24 protein-coding genes are annotated in these 25,005 nt (G+C 67.4%); 19 read left to right on the top strand and 5 right to left on the bottom strand.

All coding sequences use genetic code 11. The annotated features are described in order from the left end of the window. Window positions 1–237 precede the first annotated feature (237 nt). The 14 genes from C996_RS0111200 to arfB all read left to right on the top strand — a co-directional run bounded on the left by C996_RS0111200 (window position 238) and on the right by arfB (window position 14,348). A complete protein-coding gene (locus C996_RS0111200) occupies window positions 238–1,134 on the top strand; it encodes a hypothetical protein (protein WP_018867530.1) in 897 nt (298 codons plus the stop codon). Window positions 1,135–1,362: 228 nt separating this feature from the next. Continuing rightward, the gene (locus C996_RS0111195; protein WP_018867529.1) at window positions 1,363–2,529 is read left to right on the top strand and encodes an aldo/keto reductase; all 1,167 of its coding nucleotides are present in this window, start codon (window positions 1,363–1,365) and stop codon (window positions 2,527–2,529) included. Between the two features lie 149 nt (window positions 2,530–2,678). Then, window positions 2,679–4,262 (top strand): DNA mismatch repair protein MutS, encoded by a 1,584-nt coding sequence (locus tag C996_RS0111190; RefSeq protein WP_018867528.1) that lies wholly within the window; start codon window positions 2,679–2,681, stop codon window positions 4,260–4,262. A gap of 289 nt (window positions 4,263–4,551) precedes the next feature. Continuing rightward, window positions 4,552–6,270 carry a biosynthetic-type acetolactate synthase large subunit gene (ilvB, locus tag C996_RS0111185; RefSeq protein WP_018867527.1) on the top strand — a complete coding sequence of 573 codons (1,719 nt, stop codon included), beginning with the start codon at window positions 4,552–4,554 and terminating at the stop codon, window positions 6,268–6,270. Between the two features lie 22 nt (window positions 6,271–6,292). After that, window positions 6,293–6,787 carry an acetolactate synthase small subunit gene (gene ilvN / locus C996_RS0111180; RefSeq protein ID WP_018867526.1) on the top strand — a complete coding sequence of 165 codons (495 nt, stop codon included), beginning with the start codon at window positions 6,293–6,295 and terminating at the stop codon, window positions 6,785–6,787. Window positions 6,788–6,853: 66 nt separating this feature from the next. Further along, the gene (ilvC, locus tag C996_RS0111175; protein WP_018862774.1) at window positions 6,854–7,870 is read left to right on the top strand and encodes a ketol-acid reductoisomerase; all 1,017 of its coding nucleotides are present in this window, start codon (window positions 6,854–6,856) and stop codon (window positions 7,868–7,870) included. A 61-nt stretch (window positions 7,871–7,931) separates the two neighbouring features. Beyond that, window positions 7,932–8,606 carry a phosphatidylserine decarboxylase gene (locus C996_RS0111170; protein ID WP_018867525.1) on the top strand — a complete coding sequence of 225 codons (675 nt, stop codon included), beginning with the start codon at window positions 7,932–7,934 and terminating at the stop codon, window positions 8,604–8,606. After that, window positions 8,603–9,427: a CDP-diacylglycerol--serine O-phosphatidyltransferase gene (pssA, locus tag C996_RS0111165; protein WP_018867524.1), complete on the top strand. Its 825-nt coding sequence runs from the start codon at window positions 8,603–8,605 to the stop codon at window positions 9,425–9,427. The genes C996_RS0111170 and pssA overlap by 4 nt, the downstream gene beginning before the upstream one ends. Window positions 9,428–9,431: 4 nt before the next feature. Further along, a complete protein-coding gene (locus C996_RS0111160; protein ID WP_018867523.1) occupies window positions 9,432–10,163 on the top strand; it encodes a uracil-DNA glycosylase family protein in 732 nt (243 codons plus the stop codon). 108 nt (window positions 10,164–10,271) lie between these two features. Further along, window positions 10,272–10,751, top strand: a complete 480-nt coding sequence (gene rimI / locus C996_RS0111155; RefSeq protein WP_018878531.1) for a ribosomal protein S18-alanine N-acetyltransferase — start codon at window positions 10,272–10,274, stop codon at window positions 10,749–10,751. 169 nt (window positions 10,752–10,920) lie between these two features. Further along, a complete protein-coding gene (locus C996_RS0111150) occupies window positions 10,921–11,727 on the top strand; it encodes a tetratricopeptide repeat protein (protein WP_018867521.1) in 807 nt (268 codons plus the stop codon). 132 nt (window positions 11,728–11,859) lie between these two features. After that, window positions 11,860–13,452 carry a peptide chain release factor 3 gene (locus C996_RS0111145; protein ID WP_018867520.1) on the top strand — a complete coding sequence of 531 codons (1,593 nt, stop codon included), beginning with the start codon at window positions 11,860–11,862 and terminating at the stop codon, window positions 13,450–13,452. A gap of 166 nt (window positions 13,453–13,618) precedes the next feature. After that, window positions 13,619–13,924, top strand: coding sequence for a hypothetical protein (locus C996_RS0111140; protein WP_018867519.1), 306 nt, complete (start codon window positions 13,619–13,621; stop codon window positions 13,922–13,924). 7 nt (window positions 13,925–13,931) lie between these two features. Continuing rightward, window positions 13,932–14,348, top strand: a complete 417-nt coding sequence (arfB, locus tag C996_RS0111135) for an alternative ribosome rescue aminoacyl-tRNA hydrolase ArfB (RefSeq protein ID WP_018867518.1) — start codon at window positions 13,932–13,934, stop codon at window positions 14,346–14,348. A gap of 261 nt (window positions 14,349–14,609) precedes the next feature. On the opposite strand, the gene C996_RS0111130 is transcribed toward arfB, so the two are convergent. The 4 genes from C996_RS0111130 to C996_RS0111115 all read right to left on the bottom strand — a co-directional run bounded on the left by C996_RS0111130 (window position 14,610) and on the right by C996_RS0111115 (window position 18,496). Continuing rightward, window positions 14,610–16,430, bottom strand: coding sequence for an ABC transporter ATP-binding protein/permease (locus C996_RS0111130; protein ID WP_018867517.1), 1,821 nt, complete (start codon window positions 16,428–16,430; stop codon window positions 14,610–14,612). Between the two features lie 112 nt (window positions 16,431–16,542). After that, entirely contained in the window at window positions 16,543–16,941 is a 399-nt protein-coding gene (locus C996_RS0111125) for a hypothetical protein (protein ID WP_018867516.1), read from the bottom strand. Between the two features lie 78 nt (window positions 16,942–17,019). Beyond that, complete coding sequence (locus tag C996_RS0111120; RefSeq protein WP_018867515.1) at window positions 17,020–18,018, bottom strand: diguanylate cyclase; 999 nt, start codon at window positions 18,016–18,018, stop codon at window positions 17,020–17,022. Between the two features lie 13 nt (window positions 18,019–18,031). After that, window positions 18,032–18,496, bottom strand: coding sequence for a c-type cytochrome (locus tag C996_RS0111115; RefSeq protein ID WP_018867514.1), 465 nt, complete (start codon window positions 18,494–18,496; stop codon window positions 18,032–18,034). Between the two features lie 176 nt (window positions 18,497–18,672). Between C996_RS0111115 and recQ the strand changes: the two genes are divergently transcribed. After that, complete coding sequence (gene recQ, locus C996_RS0111110; RefSeq protein WP_018867513.1) at window positions 18,673–20,562, top strand: DNA helicase RecQ; 1,890 nt, start codon at window positions 18,673–18,675, stop codon at window positions 20,560–20,562. Between the two features lie 43 nt (window positions 20,563–20,605). Further along, a complete protein-coding gene (locus C996_RS0111105) occupies window positions 20,606–21,358 on the top strand; it encodes a DUF3581 family protein (protein ID WP_018867512.1) in 753 nt (250 codons plus the stop codon). 252 nt (window positions 21,359–21,610) lie between these two features. Here the strand turns inward: C996_RS0111105 and asd are convergent, their stop codons facing one another. Then, window positions 21,611–22,465, bottom strand: a complete 855-nt coding sequence (gene asd, locus C996_RS0111100) for an archaetidylserine decarboxylase (RefSeq protein ID WP_018867511.1) — start codon at window positions 22,463–22,465, stop codon at window positions 21,611–21,613. A gap of 84 nt (window positions 22,466–22,549) precedes the next feature. On the opposite strand from asd, the gene prmB reads away from it, so the two are divergent. The 3 genes from prmB to ybgC all read left to right on the top strand — a co-directional run bounded on the left by prmB (window position 22,550) and on the right by ybgC (window position 24,999). After that, entirely contained in the window at window positions 22,550–23,443 is an 894-nt protein-coding gene (prmB, locus tag C996_RS0111095; RefSeq protein ID WP_018867510.1) for a 50S ribosomal protein L3 N(5)-glutamine methyltransferase, read from the top strand. 96 nt (window positions 23,444–23,539) lie between these two features. Continuing rightward, window positions 23,540–24,583: a Holliday junction branch migration DNA helicase RuvB gene (ruvB, locus tag C996_RS0111090; RefSeq protein WP_018867509.1), complete on the top strand. Its 1,044-nt coding sequence runs from the start codon at window positions 23,540–23,542 to the stop codon at window positions 24,581–24,583. Next, the gene (gene ybgC / locus C996_RS0111085) at window positions 24,580–24,999 is read left to right on the top strand and encodes a tol-pal system-associated acyl-CoA thioesterase (protein ID WP_018867508.1); all 420 of its coding nucleotides are present in this window, start codon (window positions 24,580–24,582) and stop codon (window positions 24,997–24,999) included. The genes ruvB and ybgC overlap by 4 nt, the downstream gene beginning before the upstream one ends. Window positions 25,000–25,005 lie beyond the last annotated feature (6 nt).

Below are 25,005 nucleotides of genomic sequence, written 5' to 3'. Positions count from 1 at the left end.
TAGTGGAGGACCGGTCCCCTCGGTCCCCGGTGTAAAGATGTCCGACGCCTCTACGGTGGATATTCGGCGTTCAGCGTCGGATCTTTTTACATAACAGCCTCTCGGGGTGAACATATTCACGAAAACGCATAAACAAACCAGCCGCTTACGGATTTGGTCCGGCGTTTGCTTCGTATTCCAGCAAGGGGCGATGGGCGCCCTCGAAGGCCGCGGGGCCGGGAGCTGGAGGTGGGTGCGATGCGCAAGTGGTGGGCGAATCAGGTTGCAGTGCTGGCGGGCGTGATGCTCGCGGGATCGGTGGCGAATGCCGCCATCATCGAGCTTCCGGGTATCGATGAAACCTACGACGGGATCCCGGTCGCGCTGCAGTACAACGACTTTTATTCCTATTCCGGTTCCCTGCTGTACCAGTGGGGCTTCCTCACTCAGAACCAGTACACCGGTCAGGGCACGGGATCGCTCGACCTGATCGTGGGCACGGGATCCAGTGGCCAGGACAATCAGAACATCGGGCCGGGGGGTAGCTACAGTTTCGAGAGCCCCATGCCTTTCCCCAGCGGCAATACCTCGGAGTTTGACGGCACCTGGGGCATGGGCACGCAGGCCAATGGCCCGGTCCTGGTGGATAATCTGCTGGCCTACCTCGACGCCATCAATCCGGGCGCGACGATTCCCACCTTCATTTTCGACCACAACCAGACCGGGGGCTCCCCCGATCTGTGGGTGCAGGCCGAGGTCTTCATCTACGACCCCGAGACCGGGGAACGCGTGGCCCGCTGGATCTTCGACGATGGCAACGGCAACCCGGCGCTCTCGCCCGGTAACGTGGAGGTGATCGGCGAATCCGGCACCGTGTACGAGGCCAATGCCAATGTCGGGAGCGGCCGACTGGACTACATCGTGTTCGCGCCGACCATGGACCTCAGTCTGTTTGCCGGGGCCGGCTATCTGTTCGGGATCGATTTCTTCATGAATGACCTGAACAATGGTTTCGAGGAGCTCTACCTCAGTGGCCGGTTCACCAACGGTACGCCGGTGTCGCTGCCCGGTTCGTTCCTGCTGCTGGGGCTTGGCCTGGCCCTGCTGGTGTTAGTCGTACGCCGGCGCGGTCGCGCGGGTCCAGCAGCCCACTAGGCGCCCGGCCCCTCTCGGCCTTTCCGCGCTTGACCCTGCGCCCCGGCATATGCCGGGGCGCAGTGCATTTGGGGTGAAACGGCGCAGTAGTGGCCCGCTCGCGTTGCGGGTTTTCGCAAATCCTGGCCGCTGACGTAGGATTCCTCCCGCGCCCGGACCCCGTTCGGCCCGGGTCGGCCAGCCCCCGCTGGCCGGATGAGGGATGGCTGCGACCGAGCGAGGAAACGCATGGAGTCCGAGCAGAAACTGATACCCGGATACGCCAACGCCAAGGCGACGCGCCGCTACGCGGAGCAGTTCGTGGCCGAGGGCAAGGCCGCCGAGGGGCATTACAGCGAGTTCTCGCGCGCGAAGATGCGCCTGTCGAGCCTCGGCATCGGCACCTTCGGCGGCGCGGCCACCGCCGAGGTGGACGCGCAGATCTCCGCGATCGTCGCGCGCGGGCTGACCGAGGGCGTCAACGTGGTGGATACCGGCGCGCACTACCGGTACGGGCGTTCGCTGGCGGCCGTCGGGGCGGGTGTGCGCACCGCGCTGGAGGCCGGGGTCCCGCGCGAGGCGATGTTCCTGATCTCCAAGGGCGGCTTCCTGACGCTGCGCGGCGGGCCGCCGGAGGACATGGAGGCTTGGTTCCAGCGCGAGATCGAGTCCCAGGGCATGGGGACGAAGGACGACCTGGCCAAGGGCGCGCACCTGCTGACGCCGGAATACATCCACTACCAGATGGAGCTGTCGCGCTCGCTGATGGGGGTGGAGACGCTGGATGCCTTCATCATCGACCAGCCCGAGGTGCACATCCACGAGATCGGCAAGGAAGCGACCAACCGCAAGCTGGAGCCGGTGTTCGAGGTGCTGGAGCGGGCCGCGCGCGAGAAGAAGATCCGCGCCTACGGCATCTCCACCTTCGAGGGCTTCCGCGAGGAGACCGATGCCGCGGTGTTCCAGTCGCTGACCTCGATGCAGGGGCTGGCCGAGCGCGCCGCGCAGACCGTCACCGGCGACGACCATGCCCGGCATCACTTCAAGATCGCGATGCTCCCCTTCAACCAGGTGATGCTGGAGGGGTTCACCCGCTTCAACACCGCCACCGGGCAGGGCAACGTGGCGAGCCCGCTGCAGGCCGCCCACCAGCTCGAGGTGTACATGATCGCCTCGCACTCCATGCTCAAGGGGCACCTGGCCCAGCAGTCGGTGGAGGTGGTCGAGCAGCAGCTGGCCAGCCTGCCTAATCCGGCTCAGCGCGCGATGCAGTTCAACCGTTCCACGCCAGGGCTGGGCACCTCGCTGGTCGGCATGAGTACGCCGGCGCACCTGGACGACATGCTGGCGGTGATGCGCGAGCCGATGATGGACAAGAAGGCCTACCTTGGCATGTTCAAGAAGGCCGAGGAGTAAGCCGGAGCCGGGTCTTTCCCTTGTGGGAGCCGGCTTGCCGGCGAAGCCCCTGCCTGCATCCGGCTTTGGCAGGGGCTTCGCGTGCAAGCACGCTCCCACAGGGTCCCGGGCCCCGGCTGCAATCGCGAATTCATGCACAAGGGTATGCCATGCAGGTTGATCTGAAGGTCCTCGAATTTCCCGCGATCCAGCGCCTGCTGGAGCGCCTGACCGCCACCCCCTACGGTGCCGATGCCGCGCGCGGCCTGGAGCCGGCGCCGAACCTGGATGCCGCCCGGGCCCTGCAAAAGGCGGTAACCGTCGCGCGCCAGCGCCTGGACGCCGGCACCCTGCCGAGGCTGGGCCAGCTTCCCGACGTGCGCGCGGCGCTGCGCCAGGCGGCCAATCCCGGCGCGGCCCTCCCGGTGCAGGCGCTGCACAACCTGCAGACCATCATGCGTCATGCCCGCGAGCTGGCGGACCAGCTCGCCGATACGCCGGAGATCTACCCGGCCGACCTGAACAAACTGTATCCGCCCGAGGCACTGGAAGAGCGTCTGTCCGCGTGCCTGAATCCCGGGGGTTCGCTGCGCGAGGACGCCAGTGCATCACTGGTCGAGGCCTTTGGCGAGCGCAACCGCCTGCGCGGCGAGGTCGAGGCGGTGGTAAAGAAGCGTCTGGCAGCCTCCGATGTCGCGCAGAAGGGCGAGGACGCGCTGAAGGTTCAGTGGCACCAGGAGCGCGCCGTGATGGTGCTGCGCGGGGATGCCGCCAGCGCGGTAAAGGGCGTGCGCCGAGGCACGGCCATGGGCGGGCGCGACCAGATCGTGGAGCCGATCGAGGCGGTGCCGCTGAACAACCAGCTGGATACGGTCAACGGTCAGATCAACACCGAGCAGCAACGCCTGCTACGCGAGCTGACCGATGTGGTGCGCCAGTACGGCGAGCCGCTGGAGCTGATGCTGACCGCGCTGACCTGGATCGATCTCGCCTCGGCCGCGGCGCAGCTCTCGGCCCAGATGAATGCCCACGCCCCGCGGCTGGAGGCCGAGGCGGGCGTGGAGCTGGTCGAGGCCTACCATCCGCTGCTGCTGTTGCAGTTTGCCGAGGGCAACGGCCCGCAGCCGGTGCCGCTGTCGATCCGGCTGGATGGCGAGCAGCCGCTGTTGCTGATCACCGGGCCGAACACCGGCGGCAAGACGGTCGCGCTGAAGACCCTGGGCCTGCTGGTCACCATGGCGTGGTGCGGGCTGCATATCCCGGCCGAGCAGGACTGCCGCATCGGGCGTTTCGATCAGGTGATGGTGGATGTCGGTGACAACCAGAGCCTGTTCCACCACCTGTCGACCTTCGCCGGGCATGTGGAGGTCCTGAAACGCATCCTCGAAAACGCCGGCCCCGAGAGCCTGATCCTGCTGGACGAGCTGGGCACGGGCACCGACCCGGACGAGGGCGCGGCCCTGGCAATGGCGATGCTGGACGAACTGCGTGCGCGGGGCACGCGCGGGATCGTGAACACCCACCTGGCGCCGCTGAAGGACTACGCCGCACAGCATGCGGGCATCGTCAACGCCTCGATGCAGTTCGACGCGGAGACCCTGTCGCCCACCTACCGGTTGCTGATTGGCGAGCCCGGTGTCTCCTTCGGTCTGACCATCGCGGAGAAGAACGGCCTGCCGCCGCAGCTGGTGGCCCGCGCCCGCGAGCACTTCGCCGAGCTGCCCACCGCGCAGGCTGGGGCCGAGCACAGCTGAGCCTTGATCCGAGGTGCTCCCTGGAGATCGCCGCGGCGCTGCGCGCGTCGCGATGACGATTATTTTTCGTGCCGGTCATGGCGAGGCCCCGCCGGGGCCGTGGCCATCTCTGGGCACAACCCCAACGCGGGTTGCGGCAGGCCCCTCGGCGTTGCATGAATTGCACCGATTCCGCGCGTCATGGCGTGAAATGGGGGCGATTTCATATTAGGATGGTGGGCTATTTTGATTTGTGGTGCATGATCGCTCGACGATCGTGCACAAGCCCCCGGTAAGGAAGTCGACCATCATGTCCGAGACCGCAAGTTCCTCCACCGCCATCACCGGCGCCGAAATCTTCTGCCGCAGCCTGCAGGCCGAGGGCGTCGAGGTCGTATTCGGCTATCCCGGTGGCGCGGTACTGCACATCTACGATGCGCTGTACCGGCAGGACAAGGTCTCCCACGTACTGGTGCGCCACGAGCAGGGCGCGGTACATGCGGCCGAGGGCTATGCCAAGTCCTCCGACAAGCCCGGCGTGGCGCTGGTCACCTCCGGCCCCGGCGCGACCAACGCGATCACCGGGATCGCCGATGCGTACATGGATTCCGTGCCGCTGGTGGTGTTCACCGGCCAGGTGCCGACCAGCCTGATCGGCAATGATGCCTTTCAGGAGGTCGACACCGTGGGGATCACGCGTCCCTGCGTGAAGCACAACTTCCTGGTCAAGGACGTGAAGGACCTGGCCACCACCATCAAGAAGGCCTTCTACGTGGCGACCACCGGTCGCCCCGGCCCGGTGGTGGTGGACATCCCGAAGGACGTGACCGCCGACAGCTGCGAGTTCGAGTACCCGGAGAGCATCCACATGCGCTCCTACAACCCGGTCTCGAAGGGACACACCGGCCAGATCCGCAAGGCGGTGGAGCTGATCCTGTCGGCGAAACAGCCGATGATCTACACCGGCGGTGGCGTGATCCTGGGCAAGGGTTCCGAGGCGCTGACGGAGTTCACCCGCAAGCTGGGCTATCCGATCACCAACACCCTGATGGGGCTGGGCGGCTACCCGGCGTCGGACAAACAGTACCTCGGCATGCTCGGCATGCACGGGACCTACGAGGCCAACATGGCCATGCATCACGCGGACGTGCTGATCGCGATCGGCGCGCGCTTCGACGATCGCGTGACCGGCAACATCGAGAAGTTCTGCCCGCATGCGAAGATCGTGCACGTCGATGTCGACCCGTCCTCCATCTCCAAGAACGTGAAGGTGGACGTGCCGATCGTGGGCGAGGTGGAGCCGGTGCTGCGCGAGCTGATCAAGGGCCTGGACGAGAACGGCGGCAAGCCGGATGCCGAGGCTCTGGCCACCTGGTGGAAGCAGATCGAGGAATGGCAGGCGCAGGACTGCCTGAAGTACGACCAGAATTCCGAGCTGATCAAGCCGCAGTACGTGGTGCAGAAGTTCTGGGAGCTCACCCAGGGCGAGGCCTTCGTGACCTCGGATGTCGGCCAGCACCAGATGTGGGCCGCGCAGTTCTACCGCTTCGACAAGCCGAACCGCTGGATCAACTCCGGCGGTCTGGGCACGATGGGCGTGGGCCTGCCGTTCGCGATGGGCGTGCAGTTCGCGCACCCGAACGCGACGGTGGGCTGCATCACCGGCGAGGCCAGCATCCAGATGTGCATCCAGGAGCTGTCCACCTGCTTCCAGTACCAGCTGCCGCTGAAGATCCTGAACCTGAACAACCGCTACCTGGGCATGGTCCGGCAGTGGCAGGAGTTCTTCTACCAGGGCCGCTACGCGATGTCCTACATGGATGCCCTGCCGGACTTCGTGAAGCTGGCCGAGGCCTATGGCCATGTCGGCATCCAGGTCACCCAGCCCGGGGACGTCGAGGGTGCGATCAAGGAGGCCCTGGCGCAGAAGGAGCGCCTGGTGTTCCTGGACTTCATCACCGACCAGTCCGAGAACGTGTATCCAATGATCCCGGCCGGTGCCGGCCAGAACGAGATGATCCTGGTCTGAGCCGGGTACAGGGAAGAGCCGTATGCGTCATATCATCAGTGTCCTGCTGGAAAACGAAGCCGGTGCCCTCTCGCGGGTGGCCGGGCTGTTCTCCGCGCGTGGCTACAACATCGAGTCGCTGACCGTCGCGCCGACCGACGACCCGTCGCTGTCGCGCATGACCATCGTCACCAGTGGTTCCGACGAGATCGTCGAGCAGATCACCAAGCAGCTGAACAAGCTGATCGACGTGATCAAACTGCTGGACATGACCGCCTACCCGCACATCGAGCGCGAGATGGCGCTGGTCAAGGTCCGCGTGCCGGAGGCCGCCGACCGCGAGGAGGCGAAGCGCCTGGCGGATATCTTCCGCGGCCGCATCATCGACGTGACCCACGACACCTATGTCGTCGAGATCACCGGCGAGGGCTCCAAGCTGGATGCTTTCCTCGAGGCGCTCCAGCCGTTCCCGGTGCTGGAGGTCGTGCGTTCCGGCGTCATGGGCATCGCACGCGGCGACGTCAGCCTGCAGATCTGAATCCCCGGGTCCGGCGCTGCCTGCGGTGCCGGACCCGTTTGTTTGCCCGATATCAAGGAAATTGTGATGAATCTCTACTACGACAAAGACGCCGATCTCTCCATCATCCAGGGCATGAAGGTGGCCATCATCGGCTACGGTTCGCAGGGCCACGCCCATGCGAACAACCTGAAGGACTCCGGCGTGGACGTGACCGTGGGCCTGCGCGAGGGCTCCGGTTCCCGCGCCAAGGCCGAAGAGGCCGGCCTGAAGGTCGCCGACGTCGACGCCGCGACCGCCGGCGCCGACCTGATCATGGTGCTGGCCCCGGACGAGTACCAGGCCGCGCTGTACCGCGACGTGCTGGAACCGAACCTGAAGCAGGGCGCGACCCTGGCCTTCGCCCACGGCTTCGCGATCCACTACAACCAGATCGAGCCGCGCAAGGACCTGGACGTGATCATGATCGCGCCCAAGGCCCCGGGCCACACCGTGCGCTCCGAGTTCGTGCGTGGCGGCGGTATCCCCGACCTGATCGCCATCCAGCAGGACGCCTCCGGCAAGGCCCGTGACATCGCGATGTCCTATGCCTCCGCGATCGGCGGCGGTCGCACCGGCATCATCGAGACCACCTTCAAGGACGAGACCGAGACCGACCTGTTCGGCGAACAGGCCGTGCTGTGCGGCGGTGCGGTGGAGCTGGTCAAGGCCGGCTTCGAGACCCTGACCGAGGCGGGTTACGCCCCGGAGATGGCCTACTTCGAGTGCCTGCACGAGCTGAAGCTGATCGTCGACCTGATGTACGAGGGCGGCATCGCCAACATGAACTACTCGATCTCCAACAATGCCGAGTACGGCGAGTACGTGACCGGCCCGCAGGTGATCAACGAGGAGTCGCGCTGGGCCATGCGCGAGGCGCTGAAGAACATCCAGAACGGCGAGTATGCCAAGCAGTTCATCCTGGAAGGCGCGATGAACTACCCGTCGATGACCGCCAACCGTCGCCTGAACGCCGCCCACGAGATCGAGCAGGTGGGCGAACGCCTGCGTGCGATGATGCCGTGGATCAAGGCCAACCAGCTGGTCGACAAGTCCCGCAACTGATGCGGCTCCCCGCGGCGGGCGTTCCGGCCCGCCGTGGTCCTTCATTCCTGCCGAGCGCCCGATGCTGTTTCCGCTAGCCCCTGAAGGCCGCCTGTTCGTGATCATCGCCGCGTGGATGGCGGTCATCACGTTGCTGGTCGGGGAGGCGGAGCTGGGCCTGTTCATGGTGATCCTCACCGTGTTCCTGATGGCGGTGTTCCGTGACCTGCGGCGCAAGGCCCCGGCGCCGGCCCTGGGCGTGATCGCCCCGGCTGATGGCACCATCGAATCGGTCGCCGAGGCCCGCGACCCGTTCACGAAGAAGCCGGCGGTCTGCATCCGCCTGCGCCAGCGGCGGCTGGGCGAGTACAACGTGCACGCCCCGCAGGAGGCCGAGATCCGCGAACGGGTCTGGCCGGGCAAGGAAACCGATGAAGCCCCGGATGCGCAACTGGAGGGCCGCCTGGCCTACGCGCTGGAGACCGACGAGGGCACGCGGCTGACCCTGGCCCTCAGTGTCGATCACTGGCCGCGGATGATCCGCATGCAGAACAACGTCCCGGGGAATCGTCTGGGGCGCGGCAAGCGCATGGGGTTCGCCGGCTTTGGTGGTACCTTCGAGGTGTGGCTGCCGGCCGGGTCGCAGGTGATGGTCGAGCCGGGGCAGCGGGTGCTGGCCGGTTCCGCCCTGCTGGGCGGACTGCCGGAGTCCGAATCCACCGGGGACGCCGAGGGGGCCGTGGAGATGCTGCAATGAGTACAGGCGACGAAGGCGACCGCCGCGCGGAACCCGACTACATCGAGGGCGAGGACACCATCGCCGACGACCAGCCCCCGCATCGTCGGCGCCGGCGCGGCGTGTTCCTGCTGCCCAACCTGTTCACCACGGGGGTGCTCTTCTCCGGCTTCTTCGCCATCGTCTCGGCGATCAACGGCGAATACATCACCGCCGCCATCGCGGTCTTCGTGGCCATGGTGCTGGACACCCTGGACGGCCGCGTCGCGCGCATGACCGACACCCAGAGCGAGTTCGGCGCGCAGTACGATTCGCTGTCGGATCTGGTCTCGTTCGGCGTTGCGCCGGCGCTGATCGTCTACCTGTGGCAACTGCATGACCTGGGCAACTTCGGCTGGGTGGCGGCGTTCTTCTTTACCACCGCCGCCGCGCTGCGTCTGGCGCGCTTCAACAGTCGCCTCGCGGTCAGCGACAAGCGCTTCTTCCAGGGCCTGCCAAGCCCCGCCAGTGCCGCGATCCTGGTCGGCATGGTCTGGGTGCTGGAGGACTGGGGCATCCCCGCCGAGCTGGCCGATCCGTACGTGGTCGGCATCCTGGTGGTTACCGTGCTGTCCGGGGCGGCAATGGTCAGTAACCTGACCTACTTCAGCTTCAAGGACATGGACTTCAAGCACCGGGTGCCCTTCCTGGCGATCGTCGGCGTGGTGGTCGCGCTGATGCTGCTGGCCCTGGATCCGCCCAAGGTCCTCCTCGCGGGCTTCGTGATCTACGCCCTGTCCGGTCCGCTGCTGACCCTGGAGCGCTGGCGCCGGCATCGTCGCCGGGCGCCCTCGGGGGAGTAGTCGCGTGTCGCTGTCGGTGCGCCAGCGCCGCATCCTCGCGGATATGGGTATCCCGGTGTGGCGGTCGCGGGTCGCGGCCGCCCCGGCGATCGAAGCGCCGCCGGGCGAACCGCTGGCCCCGGCCGCCGAGGTGCCGTCCGGGGCGGCGGATGCGGGTGGCGGGGGGCAGGACGCCGCCGTCGCGACCCTGGACTGGGAGGCCCTCCAGACACGCGTGCGTGACTGCCAGGCCTGTGCCGAGCTGGCGCGCGAACGTACGCAGACCGTGTTCGGGGTGGGCGATCCGCGCGCCCGCTGGCTGTTCATTGGCGAGGCCCCCGGCGCGGAGGAGGACCGGCGGGGGGAACCCTTCGTCGGCCGTGCCGGACAGCTGCTGGACAACATGCTGCGGGCGCTGGGGCTGGAGCGGGGCCACGATGTCTTCATTGCCAACGTGCTGAAGTGCCGGCCCCCCGGAAACCGCGACCCGAAACCGGAGGAATCGGCGGCCTGCCGCGCCTACCTCGATCGCCAGATCGCCCTGATCCAGCCCCAGGTCATTGTCGCCCTGGGACGGATCGCGGCCCAGAGCCTGCTGGCATCGGAGGAGCCCCTGGGACGCCTGCGCGGGGCGCAGCACCGCTATCAGGGCGTGCCGCTGGTGGTGACCTATCACCCGGCCTACCTGCTGCGAAAGCCGGGAGACAAGGGCAAGGCCTGGCAGGACCTGCAGCGCGCCCGGGCCTTCCTGGAGTAACCCGATTCCCGTTGTGGAGATGGGAACCCGGGCAGCATTCCCGGGCTCGGAATTCCCGGAAGCGCCCCGTATCCCCTTCGTTCACCCCGTTCAGGAGGAAGCTGCGACATGAGTGCTGAACCCCGCGTCCAGCCCGAGTTGCGCCGTATGCAGACGGCGGATGTGGAGGGGGTGATGCGCGTGGAACGCGAGGCCTATGACTACCCGTGGACCGCCCGCATCTTCGAGGACTGCATCCGTGTGGGCTATGACTGCTGGGTGCTCGAGGTGGATGGCCGCCAGGTGGGCCACACCGTGCTGAGCGTGGCCGCGGGCGAGGCCCACCTGCTGAACCTGACGGTGGACCCGCGCTGGCAGGGCAACGGGCTGGGCCGGTTCATGGTGCGGCGCTTGTTCGACTATGCCTGTGAGCAGGAGGCCGAGGCGCTCTTTCTGGAGGTCCGTCCGTCGAACGTGGCCGCGGTCCAGCTCTACCGTTCCGAGGGCTTCGAGCATGTCGGCACCCGCCCGCGCTACTACCCGCTACCCAGCGGCCGCGAGGATGCCTGGGTTCTGACACGTCGCTGCAACGCCCCGGCCGGGGCCTGACGGGTTCCGCTGGCGGCGTGAAACCGGTCACAGTCCCGGGTGACCTTTGCGTGATGTGCGCCCGTTTTGCCGTCATCGGTTCTCGTCCTGCCACCCCCGCGTTGTGACGGCCCGCCCCCCGGACTATGATCAAAACCGGTATTCGCCCCGACACCGGATGAGGTAACCCATGTCCCGATCCCTGCGCGCACTGTTCGTTTCGCTCCCTCTGGCCCTGCCACTGGCGCTGTCCGCCGGGGCCGTTCAGGCCCAGCAGTCCTTTGGTTATGACGAGGCCGAGCGCCAGCAGGAACTGCTGGAGGTCTGGTACGAGATCCGCGAAAGCAACGCGCAGAAGGGCAATACCGCGGCGATGTTCGACGTGGGTATGGCCAACTACTCCGGGCGGGGTACGCCAGTGGACCACGACCAGGCCGTGCGCTGGTTCGCCCGCGCAGCGGATGCCGACCACGCCGGGGCCCACTACTACCTGGGCTATCTCCTGGCGGCCGGCAAGGGCGCCCCGGCGGACCCCGAGCGCAGCCGCGAGCACTACACCCGCGCCGCCGAACTGGGACATGCCGATGCCCAGTACTGGCTAGGGAGCCACCTGGCCAATGGCGAACAGGACCCGGCCGCCGGTCTCGAATGGCTGACCCGGGCCGCGGATCAGGGGCTGCCCGCCGCCCAGTACTACGTCGGGTTGCTGCACGAGAACGGCCAGGGCACCACGCGCGATGCGGCCGCCGCCGCCCGCTGGTACACCGCCGCGGCGGAACAGGGCTACCGGCATGCCCAGATCGGGCTGGGCCGGCTGCACCAGAACGGCCGCGGGGTCGAGCGTGACCTGGTGCAGGCGCATGTCTGGTACAGCCTGGCCCAGGACGAAGAGCGCATTGCTACGCTCGAGGCCCGCATGAACAACCGCGACCTGGTGACCGCGCGCGGGCGTCTGGAGGAGCAGAACGCGGCGATCCAGGCGGCCGCCGCACGCTGAGCCCGCAGCGGCCAGTGTGGGGTTGCACAACGGCCCCGGCTTCCGGGGCCGTTTGCGTTTCGGGGGCATCCGGCTGAACCGGACCCCCGATTTCGCGTTAAACTTGCGGGCTGTTCCCAGCGGCCCGAATGCATGTCCTTTATCGAGGAAACCCGCCGACGCCGGACCTTCGCGATCATCTCGCACCCGGACGCCGGCAAGACCACCATGACCGAAAAGCTCCTGCTGTACGGCGGCGCGATCCAGCTCGCCGGTACGGTCAAGGGGCGCAAGTCGTCGCGCCATGCCACCTCCGACTGGATGGAGATGGAGAAGTCGCGCGGGATCTCGGTCACCTCGTCCGTGATGCAGTACCCGTACAAGGGGCGCATGGTGAATCTGCTGGACACCCCCGGGCACGCGGACTTCTCCGAGGACACCTACCGCACGCTGACCGCGGTGGACTCCGCGTTGATGGTGATCGACGCGGCCAAGGGCGTGGAAGAACGCACCATCAAGCTGATGGAGGTCTGCCGGCTGCGCGACACGCCGATCATGACCTTCGTCAACAAGATGGACCGCGAGGGCCGCGACCCGATCGAGCTTCTCGACGAGGTCGAGGAGGTACTGAAGATCGAGTGCGCCCCGGTCACCTGGCCGATCGGCTCCGGCAAGCGCTTCCGTGGCGTCTACCATATCCGTCGCGACGCGGTGCACCTGTACGATCCCGAGCAGGGTGGGAAGAAGTCCACCGGCGAGATCATCGAGGGCCTGGACAATCCGCGCCTGGACGAGGTGCTGGGCGATCAGGCGCAGGAGCTGCGCGAGGAGCTCGAGCTGGTGCAGGGCGCCTCGCACGCGTTCGACGCGGACGCCTACCTGCGCGGCGAGCAGACCCCGGTGTTCTTCGGCTCCGCGATCAACAACTTCGGCATCGAGGAGTTGCTGGACGATTTCGTCGAATACGCCCCGGGTCCGCTGCCGCGTCCGACACACTCGCGCAAGGTCGAGCCGACCGAGGAGAAGTTCACCGGCTTCGTGTTCAAGATCCAGGCGAACATGGATCCGAATCACCGTGACCGCATCGCCTTCATGCGCATCTGTTCCGGCACCTTCGACAAGGGCGCGAAGCTGCGTCACGTGCGGATCGGGCGCGACGTGAAGATCCCGGATGCGCTGACCTTCCTGGCCTCCGACCGCGAGCATGTGGAGACCGCCTATCCGGGCGACATCATCGGCATTCACAACCACGGCACCATCCGCATCGGGGATACCTTCACCCAGGGCGAGGACCTGACCTTCACCGGCGTGCCCAACTTCGCCCCGGAGCTGTTCCGGCGCGCGCAGCTGAAGGACCCGCTGAAGATGAAGCAGCTCGCCAAGGGCCTGCAGGAGTTGTGCGAGGAGGGTGCGACCCAGCTCTACCGCCCGCTGACCAACAACGACCTGATCCTGGGCGCGGTCGGCGTGCTGCAGTTCGACGTGGTCGCCGAGCGCCTGCGTACCGAGTACAAGGTCGAGGCGCAGTTCGAGAACGTGAACGTCCAGACCGCGCGCTGGGTCGAGTGCGACGACCCGAAGAAACTCGAGGAGTTCAGGGAGAAGGCCGCGGCGAACCTGGCGATCGATCACGGTGGCGATCTGGTCTATATCGCCCCGACTCGGGTGAACCTGCAGATGGCGATGGAAAAATGGCCGGAGATCCGCTTCGAGGCGACCCGCGAGCACGGCCAGCCGACGGAGTAGATCGCCGCTCCGGGGTGCACTGGAACCGCCATCGGGAGGAGCGAAGCGACGTGGCGAACTCCATCCGAAATCAGCGGCCCCGGGCTTGATGCCAGCTTGAGGCGATTGCCACGGTGTCTTCGACGCCTCGCAATGACGGTGCAGTTGTGTGGTGCAGGAGGAGAATATGGCGTTTCGATTCTTGTCTGTGATTGGCGTGGTCGTGGCGCTGGTGGTTGGCGGCTGCGCGGTGCACAAGACCGAGACCCGGGGCGATGGACCCGAGCCGCGACCGGGTACGGTCGAGCGGATGAACCCGTTCCTGCACTTCCTCGAGAGTCGGCCGACGCCCGAGGAGTTCGAGCGCGTCTACCCCGACGTGATGCTGGTGCTGCCCGGCGACATCGTGACCCAGGAATACCGCACGGATAACAGCCGCTTCTTCGCCGAACTGGACGCGGATGGCCGCATCCATGGCGGCGATTTCCGCTGATTCCCCGATGCTGCGCATTTCCAACAGCGTGAGCGTCCCCGAGCACGAGATCGAGCTGACCGCGATCCGTGCCCAGGGGGCCGGCGGGCAGAACGTGAACAAGGTGGCCTCGGCCATTCATCTGCGCTTCGATATCCGCGCCTCCAGCCTGCCCGACGTCTACAAGGAGCGCCTGCTGCGCCGCCATGACCAGCGCATCACCAAGGACGGCGTGGTCGTGCTCAAGGCGCAGCAGTACCGTACTCAGGAAGCCAACCGCGAGGATGCGCTGGAGCGCCTGGCGGAGCTGCTGCGCGAGGTGGGTCGCCCGATCAAGGCGCGCAAGCCGACGCGCCCCACGCGCGCCTCCAAGCTGCGCCGCCTGGAGGGCAAGACCCACCGCGGCCGCAAGAAGGCCCTGCGCGGCCGCGTCGATCCCGACTGACTGCCAAGAGCTCTTTATTCACCACGAAGCACACGAAGGCACGAAGAAGGGCCAGGTCAATGGCATAAAAGCGGACAGGAAGACGGGAAGGTCGGAAGGATTTCTGGTTGGGGCGCCGGGCACCGGCTGGCCACATCCGCGCGCCCGGGCATCAGGGGCTCTGGGAGACGCACCCTATTCATCTTCCCGTCTTCGTACCTTCCTGTTAACCGCCCTTGAATTCCTTCGTGCCTTCGTGTGCTTCGTGGTGAATAAAAGGGTTCAGGTCCCGGCATTCGGGCGCGGATCGACGGGCGCGGGTTCGTGTTCCTGCTGGTGTTGCCACAGGCGGGCGTAGGCGCCGCCCGCCGCGAGGAGTTCGCGGTGGGTGCCGCGTTCGACCACGCGTCCCTGATCGAGGACCACGATCTGCTCGGCATCCTTCACGGTCGACAGGCGATGTGCGATGACCAGCGTGGTGCGCCGCGCCGAGACCTCGTTCAGCGCCTGCAGGATCGCCTTCTCCGAGCCCGAGTCCAGGGACGAGGTGGCCTCGTCGAAGACCAGGATCGGCGGGTCCTTCAGCAGCATGCGGGCGATGGCGATGCGTTGCTTCTCGCCGCCGGAGACCTTGAGGCCGCGTTCGCCGACGACCGTATCCAGGCCGTCGGGCAGGCGCTGGATGAAATCGTCCAGGTGCGCCAGACGCACCGCGCGCCGGATGGCCTCCTCGGAGGCCTCCGGATCACCATAGGCGATGTTGTAGCGAATGCTCGCGTTGAACAGCACGGTATCCTGCGGGACCACGCCGATCGCACTGCGCAGGCTTTGCTGGGTCACCTCGCGGATATCCTGGCCGTCGATAGTGATGCGCCCGTCCGTCACGTCGAAGAACCGGAACAGCAGGCGTGCGAGCGTGGACTTCCCGGCCCCGCTGGGCCCGACGACCGCCAGCTTGTGCCCGGCTGGGATTTCCAGTGATACGTCCTCGAGGATCGGGCGCTCCGGCTGGTAGTGGAAGGCGACCTGCTCGAAGCGCACATGCCCCTCCGCGACGTCGAGATCCGGCGCGCCGGGCCGGTCCTCGACCTGTACCGGTTTTTCCAGCAGGCCAAACAGGCGCTCGATGTTCGCCAGCGACTGCCGGATCTCGCGGTAGACGAAGCCGAGGAAGTTCAGCGGCATGAACAGCTGGATCATGTAGGCATTGACCATCACCAGATCGCCCAGCGACATCTGCCCCGAGGCCACCCGGCTGGCGGCCAGCAGCATCATCACGGTGATCGCGGCGGCGATGATCAGGGCCTGGCCGGAGTTCAGCAGCACCAGCGACAGCACGTTCTTGGTGCGCGCCTGTTCCCAGGTCGCCAGGCCCTCGTCGTAGCGCCGGGCCTCGAAGCCCTCGTTGCCGAAGTACTTCACCGTTTCGTAGTTCAGCAGCGAGTCGATCGCGCGGGTGTTGGACTCGTTGTCGCGCTGGTTGGCCTCGCGCACGAAGCGGGTACGCCACTCGGTAATCCATACCGACCAGGCGATGTAGGCGGCCACCGCGAGGATCACGGTGACGGTGAAGACCGGACCGACCGCCACCAGCAGGATCACCGCGACCAGCGCGATCTCGATGATGGTCGGCAGGATGTTGAACACCATGAAGCGCAGCAGGAAGCTGATGCCGCTGGTGCCGCGCTCGATGTCGCGTGCCAGGCCACCGGTCTCGCGCGCCAGGTGGAAGCTCAGCTCGAGCCGGTGGAGGTGCTCGAATACCCGCAGGGCCGCGCGCCGCATGGCCCGTTCGGCCACGCGCACAAAGACCGCGTCGCGCAGCTCGCCGAACAGGGTACTGCCGAAGCGCAGCAGGCCGTAGGCGATCACCAGGGCCACCGGGACTGCGACCAGCGCCTCGGTGCCGCCGTCCTCGAAGTGGTCGACGATGTACTTCAGCGCCAGCGGGACCAGCACGGTCGCCAGCTTGGCCAGGCCCATCAGGCCCAGGGCCAGGAACAGCCGGCCGCGGAACTCCGCGAGATAGGGGAACAGGGAGCGAACGATGCGCCAGTTGATCGCATCGTCGGGCGCATCGTGCACGCTGGAGTGACCGCGCATGGGGGAGTCCGGGGCTGGGTAGGCTGCCTACTTTAGGAGGTCCCCGCCGGGTACGCACATGGGCGCGCGTTCCGTGGCGGCTCCCCGGCCCGGTGCGGCCCGGCCGCGCATCTCACCGGTGGATGCGGTAGCCGTCGCCCCGGTCCTGTTCCAGGTCGATCCGCAGGCGCTGGTGACTCCAGCCGTCCTGCGAGCAGCGGGCCTCGATCTGCAGGAATCGCTTGCCATCGGGGATCGACAGCCGGCGCAGGCTGCGGGTAAACGGCTGCTCGTTGACATGCGGGTGGTGCAGGATGCGTTCACCGAGGACGTTCCCATCGGCGTCCAGCACACGCCAGGCATCGGCATAGTGATCCCAGCCGGTATCGGGATGCTCCACGGTGACGGCGACCCGCCACTGGTTCGGGCCGCTGGCATGCAGCTGGGCCTCCAGCATGTCGACCGGGTTTGCCTGAGCGGGCAGGGCCAGAAGGCCCAGAAGGGTGGCGAGGGTCAGTCTCTTCGTGCACATGGCAAGGCTCCTTTTGCCGATCGGGGTGAATGCGTTCCTGCGGTTACCGGGCGGGACGCCCCCGGGGCCGGATTGATTTCACGCGCCCTGTACCCGGTTGCGCCCGGCGTGCTTGGCCGCGTACAGGGCGCGGTCGGCCCGGTCCACCAGGGATTCCGCGCTCTCGCCTGGCTTCAGCTGGGCGACGCCGAAGCTGGCGGTCAGTGGCTGTCCGGTCTGGAAGTCGTGGGTCTCCAGGCAGTGGCGCAGGTCCTCGGCCAGCCGGGCTGTGGCGGCGATGTCATCTTGCGGGCAGAGAATGAGGAACTCCTCGCCACCCCAGCGCGCGGCCCGATCGGTGGCGCGGATGCGGCCCGTTATCAGCTGCCCGACCGCGGTCAGTACCGCGTCGCCGCGACCATGTCCCAGGGTGTCGTTGATCGGCTTGAAGTGATCAAGGTCCAGCAGGATTACGCTGAGCGGGCTCGCGTGACGCTCGGCCCTCAGGATCTCTTCGGCCAGGGCCTCGCTGGCCTTCATGCGGTTGTTCAATCCGGTCAGCGGGTCGGTGGTGGCGAGGTGTTCCAGGTGTTGCTGGGCGGCCTCCAGGGAGTGCGTGCGTTCCCGTACCAGGCGTTCGAGCACCTGTGCGCGCTCCTCCAGCTCCTTCACCGGGTAGGGTTCGTCGTCTCCATGGACGCTCGCGGGGAAGGAGCCATGCAGGTGCTCCAGGCGCCAGCCGTCGGCGGTCGCGTGCAGCACCAGACTGGCCCGCAGGCCGTTCAGTCGGACCCGCTGCCCGCGGGTATCCAGGATCATGTCGAAGATCAGCATGATCAGCGCCACGTCATCCGTCAGCAGTCGGATCTCCTCGCGGTGGATCGCGAAGTCGAAGGGCTCCGGTACCTGTTCGATGTCGCGCCCGGCGATGCGTTCGACCTCTTCGGGGTTGAAGGCGGCCTCGTCGGCACCGGTGCCAAAGCCGCTGACCCCAGGGGTGTGAAAGCGCAGCAGGGCCGCGAGATCGCGCTGGCGCAGCCAGGCGTCCAGGTAGGCGTGAACCGTGCCGCGGATCGCCTCCGTGCGTGGATCTGTCATGTACGGGTTGTGTTCAGTCGATGCCGACGGCGCGCTGTTCCTGGCGGATCCAGGCGATGATATGGGCGGTCTCCTCGCCGGTGACCCCGGCCACCGGCGGCATGTCGCCAAAGTCCCAGTGGTGCGCGTGCACGCCCAGGGCCACGGCGCGATGGAAGGTGATGTCCGGGTGGTGCGAAGGCTCGTAGATGCGGTGGATCAGCGGCGGGCCCTGGTCGGTGCCGCGGGCGTCCTCGCCGTGGCACTGCATGCAGTTGGCGCGGAACAGCGAGCGCCCGGCCTCGGGGTCGGCGGCGAAGTCCTCTGGCGGCAGGCTGTAGTCGAGCTGCGCGGTGGAGCCGGAGGCCGCGCTCGAGTCTTCGCTGGATGCCTGCGCAGGCGCCTCGGCGGCGGTGTCCGGTTCCGGGGCGTCGGAACAGGCGGTCAACGCGAACAGGGCCAGCAAGGCGGCGGGCAGGAGGCGGGCGTTTGTCGGCATCGGGCGTCCTGGATTTTGGTATTCAGGTGGGGAGTTTATCGCGGCGGGTCACGGCGGGCGACTGCGCACCGGGAGGGATTGCGGCCGGCGCGGGGCGGTTGTGGCGCTGGTGGCTTGCAGCAGTGGCGGGCATTCGGCAGTCTTCGTGGCTTGTCTTCCCGTCTGGAGTACGTCCATTGGAACCCTCGGGTCTTGCAGCTGGAGAAGCGCAGGGAAGCGCTCCGGCGGCGGCGCCACTGGAGATCCTGCGCGAGACCTTCGGCTACACGGAATTTCGCGGTCAGCAACAGGCCATCGTCGAGCATGTGACCGCGGGTGGCGACGCCGTGGTGCTGATGCCCACCGGCGGTGGCAAGTCGCTGTGCTACCAGATCCCCGCGCTGGCGCGGCCCGGGTGCGGCATCGTGATCTCGCCGCTGATCGCGCTGATGCAGGATCAGGTGGCGGCCCTGCGCCAGAACGGCGTGGCGGCCGCCAGTCTGGATTCCGGCCAGAAGGCGGACGAGGCCCGCTCCGTGCTGGCCGCGCTGCATGCGGGCGAACTGGATCTGCTGTACATGTCGCCGGAGCGCCTGTTCGCCGCGGGCATGCTGGAGCGCCTGGAGGGTATCGAGCTGGCGCTGTTCGCCATCGACGAGGCCCACTGCGTCTCGCAATGGGGGCATGACTTCCGCCCGGAGTACAGCCAGCTGGCGGTGCTGGCCGAACGCTTCCCGCAGGTGCCGCGTCTGGCCCTGACGGCGACGGCGGACGGGCCCACTCGCCAGGAGATCCGCGAGCGGCTGCGCCTGGAGCAGGCCCGTGCCTTTGTCAGCTCGTTCGATCGCCCCAATATCCGCTACCGCATCGCCCAGGCCGACGGGGGGCGCGGCGGTTCCGCACGCGACCGGCTGCTGCGCTTCATCCGCGAGGAACACGCGGGCGAGGCCGGTATCGTCTATTGCCTGTCGCGCAAGAAGGTCGAGGCGGTGGCCGAGTGGCTGGCGGAACAGGGCATTACCGCGCTGCCCTATCACGCGGGTCTGCCGGCGGCGACCCGCGCGGAGAACCAGACCCGGTTCCTGCGCGAGGAGGGCGTGGTGATGGCGGCGACCATCGCCTTCGGCATGGGGATCGACAAGCCGAACGTACGTTTCGTGGCTCACCTGAACCTGCCCAAGAGCCTGGAGGGCTACTATCAGGAGACCGGCCGCGCCGGGCGCGACGGCCTGCCCGCGAATGCCTGGATGGTCTATGGCCTGCAGGATGTCGTGACCCTGCGCCAGATGCTGGAGGGCTCGCAGGCCGGCGCCGAGCGCCAGCGCATCGAGCAGCAAAAGCTGGAGGCGATGCTCGGGTTCTGCGAGATCACCAGTTGCCGGCGCCAGGCCCTGCTTGCCTACTTCGACGAGCGCATGCCCGAGCCCTGCGGGACCTGCGACAACTGCATGCAGCCGCCGGCCACCTGGGATGCCAGTGTCCCGGTGCAGAAGCTCCTGTCCTGCATCTACCGCACCGGCGAGCGCTTCGGCGCGGGGCACGTGATCGACGTGCTGCGCGGCTCCGCGAGCGAACGCCTGAGCCGCCTCGGTCACGACCGCCTGAGCACCTTCGGGATCGGCAAGGAACTGGACAAGGCACAGTGGCGCGGCGTGGTGCGTCAGCTGCTCGCCCGCGGCCTGTTGCGCCTGGACGAGGAGGGCTACGGCGGGCTGAAGCTGGACCCGGCCTGTCGCCCGGTGCTGCGCGGCGAGGAGTCGATCCACCTGCGCGAAGAGTTGGCGCGCCCGGAACGCGAGGCGCGCACGGCCCGCCCGGCCCGCCGCGACACCGCCCGCAGTGTGGCGGCGATGGACAGCGAGGACCGCGCGCTGTGGGAGGCCCTGCGCGCATTGCGCACCGACCTCGCGCGCGACCAGGGGGTGCCGCCCTACGTGATCTTCAGCGATGCCACACTGCTGGAGATGGTCGCGGCCGCCCCGCGCAGCCGTGACGAGATGGCCGGGATCTCCGGGGTCGGCCAGCACAAGCTGGAGCGCTATGGCGATGCCTTTATCAAGGCCATTGAGGGGCATTTCGGGCTATAGTGGTGCGAAAAACCACGCCGCAATACGATTTCGGGGAGACCGCGTGACCGACAAAAGCTTCCTTGAGGATTTCTACCGCCATCGCGACGGTCAACTTGTCGTGACCCCGGAGCAGGGCAGTGACTTTGCCAAGACGCTCGCCGGCGATTTCAATCCGATCCACGATGCCGACAACCGGCGCTTCTGCGTGCCGGGCGATTTGCTGTTCGCGCTGGTGCTGGATACCTACGGCGCCAGCGCGAACATGCACTTCCGCTTTACCGGCATGGTGGGGGGCAACGTGCCGCTGATCTTCCCGGAGGCCCCGGGCGAGGCCTTTGCGATTACCGACGACAATGGCAAGAGCGTGATCGAGGTCGAGCGCTCCGGCGCGGTGATCGACGAGCCCAACGCGATTGAATCCCTGATCCGCAGTTATGTGAGCTTCTCCGGGCAGAACTTCCCGCATGTGCTGGTGCCGCTGATGGAGGAGCACGGCGTGATGGTGAACCCGAAGCGCCCGCTGGTGATGTACGAGCGCATGGGCTTCCGCCTGCCCGAGCCGCTGGCCGCCAGCGCCGGGGTGCCGGAGCCGCGCCTGAAGGACGCGGTGATGACCGTCAACGGCAAGCGCGGCGAGATCCGCCTGGACTACGAGCTGGTGATCGATCAGTCCGTAGTCGCCGACGGCAGCAAGCACCTGGTGCTGAGCGGCCTGCGCCCGTTCGATGCCGCCGACGTCGAGCAACTCGTCGCCGACTACGAGAGCTGGAAGGCCGCCTACTTCAACCAGACCGCAGCCCGCGCCCACGCCTGAACGTTTTTATTCACCACGAAGCGCACGAAGGCACGAAGAAGGTCAAGGGCTTGGAGCGGACAGGAAGGCGGGAAGATCGGAAGAAAGGCAAGATACGGCTGATCCGGGCGATGCAGTTAATAGCCCTCGATGGCCGGCCGCCCCCCGAGTCCATCTAACCGATCGTTTTTACTTCTAGTCTTCCCATCTTCCTGTTAACCGCCCTTGACCTGGCCCTTCTTCGTGCCTTCGTGTGCTTCGTGGTGAAAAAAGTCAGTAGAACTGGCCGAGTGCGGAGCGGACCTGGACCTCGGTCTCGGGCGTCAGGTGGTCGGCGAGCTTCAGCGGATGGTCGGGCAGCAGCACCACCACCGAGGACCCGAGGTTGAAGCGGCCCATCTCGGCCCCGCGTTCCAGGGTGATATCGCGGTCCGGATACTCGCTTACGCTGATCTCGCGCCCGCGCGGCGGGGTGACCTCGCCGGCCCAGACGGTCTCGATGGAACCGACGTTCTGGGCACCGATCAGGGCCATGGCCATGGGTCCGACAGGCGTGTCGAAGCAGGCCACGACCCGCTCGTTGCGGGCGTAGAGCCGCGGTACGTGGCGCACGATGCGCGGGGCCACCGAGAACAGCCGCCCGGGCACATGGATCATGTGGGTCAGGGTGCCGGTCAGCGGCATGTGCAGCCGGTGGTAGTGGCGCGGTGACAGATACAGGGTGACGAAGTGTCCGTGGCGGAAGGCCTCCGCCAGATCGTCCTCGCCACCCAGCAGCTCGCGCACGGTGTAGTGATGGCCCTTGGCCTGGAAGATCTGGCCGGCCTCGATGCGCCCGGCCGCGCTGACGCGCGAATCGGCCGGGCTGACCACCGTGTTGGCGTCCCCCTCCAGCGGCCGCGCATCCTCGCGCAGGGCCCGAGTGAACAGTGCGTTGAAACTGGCATAGGCCGCGAGGTCTGGCTCGGCGGCCTCGTCCAGGTTCAGGCCGAAGCGGCGCACGAAGGCGCGCAGCAGGGGCTGCAGGCGCGGCGACTCGATGCGCGCCAGCCAGTGCACGCCGCGCGAAAGGGCGTGCTGGGGCAGCAGGTGCGACAGACGCGCCAGCCAGGGGTCGATCTTGCTCATGTGATGTCCGACGGGATGGGTGGCGTACAGGCCGGGTTCGAGACGGTATGATGACCGCCCTCGCACGTAACGGAAAGACCGGGCATGGATTCGACCACCGGATTGCGCAGCCTGCGCGACTTCATTCGCTTCGGCGCCAGTCAGTTTCGCGGCGCCGGCCTGAGCTTCGGGCATGGCACCGACAACGCCTTCGACGAGGCCGCCTGGCTGGTACTGCACACCCTGCATCTGCCGCTGGATCTTCCCGAGTCCTGGTGGGATGCGCGCCTGAGCGAGGTCGAGCGCACGCGGGTGGTCGCGGTGCTGCGCGAGCGGGTCGCCACGCGCAAGCCCGCGGCCTATCTGACCCGCGAGGCCTGGTTCGCCGGGTTGCCGTTCTATGTCGACGAGCGCGTGCTGGTGCCGCGCTCGCCGCTGGCCGAGCTGATTGCCGCTGGTTTCGAGCCCTGGGTCGACCCCGATGGCGTGACCCGCGCGCTGGATCTGTGCACCGGGGGCGGGTGTATCGGGATCGCAATGGCTCTGGCGCTGCCGCAGGCGCAGGTGGACCTGGCGGATGTGTCGACGGATGCGCTGGCGGTGGCGGGGATCAACATCGAGCGCCACCGGGTGGGCGATCAGGTGCGCGCTGTGCAGTCCGACGTGTTCGACGGGCTGGAACCCGGGGATCGCTACGAGCTGATTGTGTCCAACCCCCCATACGTGGATGCCGAGGACATGGCGGCCCTGCCGGACGAATACCGTCACGAACCCGCGCTGGGGCTGGCCGCTGGCGGCGACGGACTGGATATCGTGCGCCGGATCCTCGCTGGGGCCCGTGGACACCTGAAGGAAGACGGCGTGCTGATCGTCGAGGTCGGCAACAGTCAGGCCGCGGTGGAGGCGGCCTTCCCGGAGCTGCCGCTGATCTGGCTGGAGTTCGAGGCCGGCGGGCACGGGGTGTTCCTGGTCTACGCGCGCGATCTCCCCGGCGCCTGAGGGCGCTACGGGCGGGAACGCTCGAACGCACGCGAATCCGAAAACCCGCCGGACGGCCCTGTAAACGGCACCGGTGGCGATGCATACTGCGGGGCTATGGAATCACGTCTGGTGGATATGCAGAGTCGGTCCGAGGAAGAGCGGGCCGAGGTCAGCCTGCGCCCGAAGCGGCTCGCGGACTACACCGGCCAGCCCCGCGTAGTCGAGCAGTTGGGGCTGTTCATCGAGGCCGCCCGCCGGCGCGACGAGGCCCTGGATCACACCCTGGTCGCCGGCCCGCCCGGGCTGGGCAAGACCACGCTGGCGCACATCGTCGCCAACGAACTCGGCGTGGGCCTGCGCCAGACCTCTGGTCCGGTACTGGAACGCGCCGGTGACCTGGCCGCCATCCTGACGGCCCTGGAGCCGCGCGATGTCCTGTTCGTCGACGAGATCCACCGCCTGCCGACGGTGGTGGAAGAGGTGCTGTATCCGGCCCTGGAGGACGGCCAGCTGGACATCGTGATCGGCGAGGGCCCGGCAGCGCGCTCGATCAAGGTGGACCTGCCGCCGTTCACGCTGGTGGGCGCGACCACCCGCGCGGGGCTGCTTTCGGCCCCGTTACGTGACCGGTTCGGTATCGTGCAGCGTCTCGATCATTACACTGTCACCGATCTCGCGCATATTGTGGATCGCGCGGCCGGTTTGCTGGGCGTGGGGATCGAGGCCGAGGGAGCCGCGGAGATCGCCCGCCGGGGCCGCGGCACGCCGCGGCTGGCCAACCGCCTGCTGCGGCGGGTACGGGATTTCGCCCAGGTCCGGGCCGATGGCGTGGTGACCCACAACGTGGCGGCGCAGGCGCTCGACCTGCTGGCGATCGATGCCTCCGGGCTGGATGCCCAGGACCGTCGCCTGCTGGAGGTGCTGGTGGAGAAGTTCGACGGTGGCCCGGTCGGGGTCGAGAGCCTGGCCACGGCGATGAACGAGGACCGTGGCACGCTGGAGGATGTGGTCGAGCCCTTCCTGATTCAGCAGGGCTACCTGCAGCGCACTCCGCGCGGGCGCCAGGCGACCCGGCGTACCCTGGCGATGTTCGGCCTGACCCGGATGGACGAGGGCGATCTGCTGACGCCCGCGGCGGAGGGTCCGCGCCAGCCATGACCGCAGCATTCGAGTGGCCGGTGCGGGTGTACTACGAGGATACCGACGCCGGCGGCGTGGTCTATCACGCCAATTACCTGAAATTCATGGAGCGCGCGCGTACCGAATGGCTTCGTGCCCTCGGCTTCGAGCAGGACCGGCTGCGGTCCGAGTATGGAATTGTGTTCGCCGTGCGGCGTCTGGCTGTGGAGATGCAGCGTCCCGCGCATTTCAACGAGGCCCTGACGGTCACCTGCCGGGTCACGCGCATGCGTCGCGCCAGCGTGGAGTTCGCGCAGGTCGTGCAGCGCGAGGCGACGGCGCTGGCAACCGGCGAGGTCGCCATTGCCTGCGTCGATGTGGCCCGGCAGGCGCCGGTGGCGATCCCCGATGAAGTGGCGCGCGCGATGCGGGCGGCGGACGGAACAACGGCATAACGGGAG

The organism is Thioalkalivibrio sp. ALE25 (genome assembly GCF_000377285.1).
GTDB lineage: Bacteria > Pseudomonadota > Gammaproteobacteria > Ectothiorhodospirales > Ectothiorhodospiraceae > Thioalkalivibrio.
This window is presented reverse-complemented; position numbering and strand designations above follow the sequence as displayed.